This is a genomic window from Exiguobacterium sp. s43 (assembly GCF_018617255.1).
GTDB lineage: Bacteria > Bacillota > Bacilli > Exiguobacteriales > Exiguobacteriaceae > Exiguobacterium > Exiguobacterium profundum.
The window spans coordinates 92,167-98,762 of sequence record NZ_JACSJT010000005.1; the positions used below are offsets into that span (position 1 = coordinate 92,167).

Genomic DNA, 6,596 nt, shown 5'->3' on the forward strand with positions numbered 1-6,596 from the left:
ACCCTTTCTAACGGGAGGCACGGAGCGTAAGGAAAAATAAAAATCAAAGGCGTGGGCGCGTCTCATGCCACGCGAGGAACACCATTCGGTCGAATGGTGTTTTTATCTACCCGAAACATTCTGATTAATCAAAATGTTTCGGAGAGTGCTTCAGTCTTTTTAATTATCAAATACTTACTCCTTTTTACTACGAATCGATTAAAAGATAAGGAATAAATATAAAAATCTTTTTTTATCCAATTAAGTATAAATAACACTTAAAATATTTTATTGATGTAAAATTGAAAAAATATTTCCCCTTTGTTTGTAAATGTGTAAAATTATTTTAGCGACAGATTAATATAACAACAATTGTAAAATTATGGAGGTAAAGTATGCGGATATTCACTCAAAAGGCCCTCTCTGTTTTGTTGACCATCTCTCTTGTACTGTCCAATTTCCCGATGGGGAATGGTGTGCAAGCTGAAGGGAACGATTTGGAGAGTGATGAATCGATAACATTAAATATGAAGGGATCAGATCAAGAATTGATCGCCCCTGAGACGGAAGAGGACTATCTTCCCATTGAGAACATCACTGGGGAACACGTCATCGTTACAGAAGGGAAAGAAAAGGGGACATACGAATTGACCGCTTTTGATGACGCGATCAAAATCAAGAAAGCGGACGGCAAAACCGTTCCCTTAGACCCTAACCTTGAGCGTACGGAGGACGGCTATTCCCCAAAGGCGACGAGCCTTCCTCTGACCTTTGAGTCTTCTCTCGAGTCTGATTCACCGTTTATAAGAGTCGGACAGGGTGAATCGACCGTATCGTTCACATTGAAAGGACTTCTTTATGAAGATGAGCTCGTAATGCCAAGTGAGACCCCGACGGTCACAAACGAGAACCAAGTATGGCACAAAGAGGTATTTCCAAACGTCGACCTTCGTCACATCACGTTAAATGACGAAGTGAAAGAAGATATCATTTTTTATGAACAATCGGCGTTGCCTCGGGAAGTGATTTATGAATTCAAGACAGAACTTCGACCTGAGTTGAATGATAACCAAGTCTTTTTCTACCGAGACGATACATTATCGTTCACGATGCCGGTCCCGGAAATGCAAGATAGTTCAATCAATGAGAAGTCTGGACTCCCAGGTCGCTCGCTCGACGTTCAATATGAGCTTGTTCAACAAGGGGGCGATACGTATGAGTTGAAGGTTGTACCCGATCAAGACTGGTTGAAAGATCCTTCTCGAAAATATCCGATCTACTTAGATCCGACGTTGATTCGAAACGTGGGTCTCGACACGTTCGTCTCTTCGAAGTTTCCGACTTCGAACATGAACAAATTTTGGAGCTCTTCAAGGGGAGAGTATGTCTTATGGGTCGGGTATTATGATGCAACATCCGGAACGAACTATGGTTTGATCAAGTTCCCGGCTTTGTCAGACCTTCGTGGAGCAATCATCAATTCGGCAGAGGTGAACACTTTTGTCACCTGGAGCTATTATGCGACGACTAAAAACGGTCTCTGGCTTGATCGTGTAAATGAGAACTGGTCCGAGACCGGGGTCACTTGGAATACGAGACCATCGTCGACGAACTTGTTGTCCACAAACGTGGCAAGAGATCAATGGGCAAACTTCGACGTGACCTCTTTCGTCGATCAAGTCGCAGCGGGAAGCCGAACCGACTACGGATTCAAGTTCCATACGAACGGGAACGGTACGACACATTGGAAACAAATCTCGGCATCTGAGAATGGTTCAAATCGGACGAACTTGAATGTGTCCTATACTTATCCGAAGATGGCGACAGTCACGACAGAAGGGTTCTTGACGACCCCGACTGCATCGACCGGGTATATCAATGTGAACTGGCCGGCTATGTCTGGCGCGACCGGATACCGATTACAAATGTTTGACGGCAAAGGCTGGCAAACGATTTATACAGGCACATCCCGTGCGTTCACGACCAAAGACAAAAAGATTTTCCCGAAGACGACACAATATGGTGAGCGGGATTCGGGAACAGGGGGAATCAAGTTCCGCGGCGGGGATGGACAAGACCTTTTGGTCGAACCGTCTGTTTTTTTCAATATGAGCAGCGGAACGACGACGAACACACTCTCCTACCAGTTCCGTGTCATCGCGGACTACAAGCTCGGGAGCGGATCAGCCTCATCGGTGGCGAAACGTTCCCTCCAAGAATTGATACCAGATGTGCCGACGAACCTCTCGCTTGAGGTCCGCGATACAACGAACGATGACTTGGCGAGGTTCACGTTGAACTGGGAGGCATCTGAGCATGCGACAAGTTATGATATCTATGCGTTCAACGGTTTCTCCTATGAATTGATTGATAACGTCACAGGTACCAGCTGGAATCCGAGCGGCAAGCGGCTGTTCCCGACAACAAAACAAATCGAGGCGTTGCCTGTCAATACGAGAACGGCGTTCCGAAAAGGTGACGGCCAGGACTTTCCTGGTGACCCACGACCGTTATATAGCAAGAACAACCCCGATCACGATACGTATCCGACGGTGCTTCACTATTATTTCCGGGTATATGCCAAATCCTCCAAAGGCCAAAGTGGTGGGTCAGCTGTAAAGACGATGAATGTCCCTGCACCTCGAGTGACCGCGGAGGCAGTCGGATATGCAGATAACCGAAAAAACAATACCGGTTTCCTGTTTGCCAACTGGCAACCGGTACCTGGTGCGGCTGGATATAATGTCTATCTATTTAATGGAAAAGAGTACGACCTTGTCGACTCATTATCTGGAGAGGTGACGTCGTGGCATACACGTGACAAGAAGTTATGGCCGCTCGAAGGACAGTCTTATAAGCTCAACAACGACGGCGTCGTCGGACGAGGCGGTGAACTCCCGATTGATCCGAGCTCGAACTATATCTTGTCTGGCGGTAAATATGGCACTGAGAAAAAATATTGGATTCGTGTCACAGCCTATCGTGAAGCGGATAGTGAGGGTGTGCTCCTCGCTTCGAATTTTATTTCGGAAGGGAATCTAGTCAGAACATTACCGACGACACCAACCATCACGGCGATCAATGAACCAGACCTCGGTACTGAGGAATTTTATCCCATGCTTGAGACGTCCATCGGATCATTCAATGTCTTGAAGGGGAACCAATTCCTAGAACAGGTGGACGAAGTATTGCCTGGTCGAGGTCCAGAAGTGTCGGCGGCACGTTACTTCAATTCGACCTCCACCCGACTAGGGATGTTCGGTCTGGGATGGCACAGTGGCCTCGAGCGTCGCCTCGAGATTCCGAAAGATGCCGATACGAAAGTGGTCCGCTATGTCGACGCGGATGGGAGCGGACACCTCTTCCTTCGTGTACAAAGTGACGACGGAAAAGTGAGGCTACTCCCCCCGACTGGAGTGGACTACGACTTTTTGATTGATGAGGTCAATGACGAATATGTGATTCAGTTGAGCGACGGACAACGTGAAATCTATGACCGAGAAGGTCGTCTCATCGCCATGGAGTACGATACGAAAGCGCCAAACAAGAAGAACCGTGTTCGCTTTGACTATGAAGTGACCGGAGAGGCTACCCGGTTAAAAGCGGTCTATGCAGCAAGTGATGGCGGAGCGGACTCGCCCAATCGAATCGAGTTCACATATAACGAAAAAGGTTGGGTCAGCGAGATGAACGTGACAGCCTCCTCGGATGATAAGGTGGAGTCGAAAACTACTCGTTACACTTATGACGCATGGGATCGACTTGTAAGTGTGGACGGTCTCAAGGGAGAGAGCCCGACTAGAAGCTATGGCTATGAATATGACACGGCAGTATCAGTGATCGAGGAAACCGGGGAAGTGACTGCGCGTGACGCGACAGCCTCGATGATTAAGCGCCTCATTTTGCCAGGTCACGAAACAGCAGACAAGAACGAAGTCGTGGCTACCTTCGATGCGAAAACCATTTCTACGGTCAGGGAAGCAGACGAGACATTGGTTTCTTATAAGAATGTATCCGAGGAAAACACAGATGATATCACATATGAGACTCACAAGTTAAACGAGAGTAAAGAAGCAGCAGATGCCCCAGTCAAATTTGTCTTCGATAGGTTTGGACATTTGACGAAAGAGTCATCGAATGGAAAGAGCACGGTATATGAGTGGACGGATCACAGGGTTACGAAAGTGACGAACCCTGACGGGTCGATTGAATCGACCCACTATGCTACACGTGACACTGCAGACGTTGACGACACCAGGGAACTCGATGGAGCGGTTCGAAAAGAAGAAGATGCGACATCTCTTAGGACTTATGAGTATGCTGAGAACAATGATGACCTCCTCCGGATTGAAGACGAGTTCGGAATAGCAGAAGAGATTGCTTATAACGAAGACCGAGAAGAAGTGGTCAATCACGAAGAATCGGAAGAAAGAATCGGATTCACAGAATATGATGCTCTTGGGAATGTTGTTCGCGAGGGTGTAGGCTTAACGCCTGGCGTGAATCTATACGAGAATGGGGGATTCGAGTCTTCGGAAACGGTATCTCCGGGTACAATCATGATGAATGGGAGAAATGGAAAGGCTCTGCAGCTTGACAGTACGACGCTCTCACGTGAAATGGACGTCAAAGCAGGCAACCCTTACAACCTGGGTATCGATATGAAAACGACAGGAACAGCTAAAGGGAGCGTCACGTTGACACTACTCAATAGCTCAAATGTATCAGTCGGTTCATATGTGATTCGTCCGATGGGGAACCTTGACGAATGGACAAGACGTTTCGTCGAGTTCACGGCACCAGACGGAGCTACGAAAGTCAGAGTTGACATTACTTCAGAAAATGGGATCACTGTATTCGATGAGGTTCAATTGGACACGGCCAAACAAGGGCATGCCGTCTCTGCCTCGGCATTCAACCATGTCGAACAAGGCGGGTTTGATGGGGTGAACAAGTGGCAACTCTCCAAAGCTGTCACAAGCGTGACTGGATATATGAGCGGGAGTGGACTAAATCTTCTTGCCGATGGGTCGGCAAAGCAAACGATTATAGTCAATCAATCGGTAGCCAAACCGTTTTATGTCAGTGCTTTGGCCCAAAAGGCTACGAAGGACACCGTGTTACACGTGACGGCCACGTATGAAAATGGAAGTACTGTGCAAAAGACGACCTCTTTCAATAATCTTCATGTCGAAGAAACGGCGAAGGCACCTTGGCAACGGCAATCCGTTCAATTGACGTCTGAGACGAATCAGAAACTGAACAAGCTAGACATCACGATACAAAATAATTCAGGTGAAGATGTACTCATCGACGCGGTTCGGGCGTCAGTCGGACGCGTCGTATCGGAATCGTCCTATGACAGGCAAGGAAACTATGTGTTACAGGACACGGGATTGACAAAGTCACCGGTCAACTATTCGGTCGATGCTTTCGGGAACATCCTGTCCGTAAAACAGGGAAGTCATCTCCGAAAGAACACATACGATGTACGTGGACGTCTACAAACGACTGTTGCTGAGAACGGCACGAGAATCTCCTATGGATATAACGATAAAGACGAAGTGACGAGGAAAACATTTGATGCGACAGTGACCGAATATGAGTATGAGAAAGGGCGTATCACTTCGGTCACACGGCCCGGTGAGCAGACATATCGATATGAGTATGATGACGTCACGAGCCATTTGACAGGGATTACGCTTCCTTCAGGAAAAGGTATGATCAATGTCTATGATGGTGAAGGGAACATCATAGAGGTGAAGGAGAAGACCGGGGTTGAGGGGACAGCGACTGTCAGTCGCTTCAACTACGCCTATGACCAATCCACTGGGGAACTGACGACTATCTCAATGGGGATCAATGATTCGAAACAAAAACACTACGAATATGATCCGGGTAAAACAGACCCCGACGATGAGAGTGCAGGGAAAATCGGTACAGGTCGTTTGAAAGGGATCACGGATTACCATGGTGTCACCCAGAATTGGGTGTACAAAGGTGAAGGGACCACACGTACAGAAATCCTGTCCTCAATTCGGTTGGGAGACACTACCCGTGAGTTCGAATACGATGCCGCGATGCGAAATGACGCGGTAAAGATCGGGGAGAAGGGGTGGAAGTTCCGCCACAACGAGAACGGGAAGGTCACCCAGATCACGATGCCCGGACAGGGGGGAGAATCACTCGTCGCGCTTGATGAGACGGGTGCCGTGTCAGCATGGACTGCATCTGCCGGGGACAAACAAATCGCTTATGAGCGCTATACCTATGACGAGTATGGGAACTTGACGCAGTTGGACAAGGATGGACGGACGGCACTCTATTCGTACGATGCGATGGACCAGCTGGTTGAAGAGCGGACACTGGATGGGCAAACGATTACGTATGAGTATGATGCCCGTGCGAACCGAACCAACGTAGACGATAAACTGGCCGAGTTCGACAGTTCCAATCGATTAACCAAGTTCGATGGTCAAGGCATTACCTATGACCAAGATGGGAATCGTATCGAAGATGGACGCTTGACGTACACGTGGGATGCCTTGGGTAACCTGACTGCAATCCAAGAGACTGGCGGTACGAAAGCATGGCAGTTCACCTATGACGAGCAGGGA

1 protein-coding gene is annotated in these 6,596 nt (G+C 48.1%); it reads left to right on the forward strand.

All coding sequences use genetic code 11. The features are described 5' to 3' along the window. Window positions 1-374: 374 nt before the first annotated feature. On the forward strand, window positions 375-6,596 hold a 6,222-nt coding region (locus KNO79_RS14635; RefSeq protein WP_214691666.1), incomplete at its 3' end, for a DNRLRE domain-containing protein.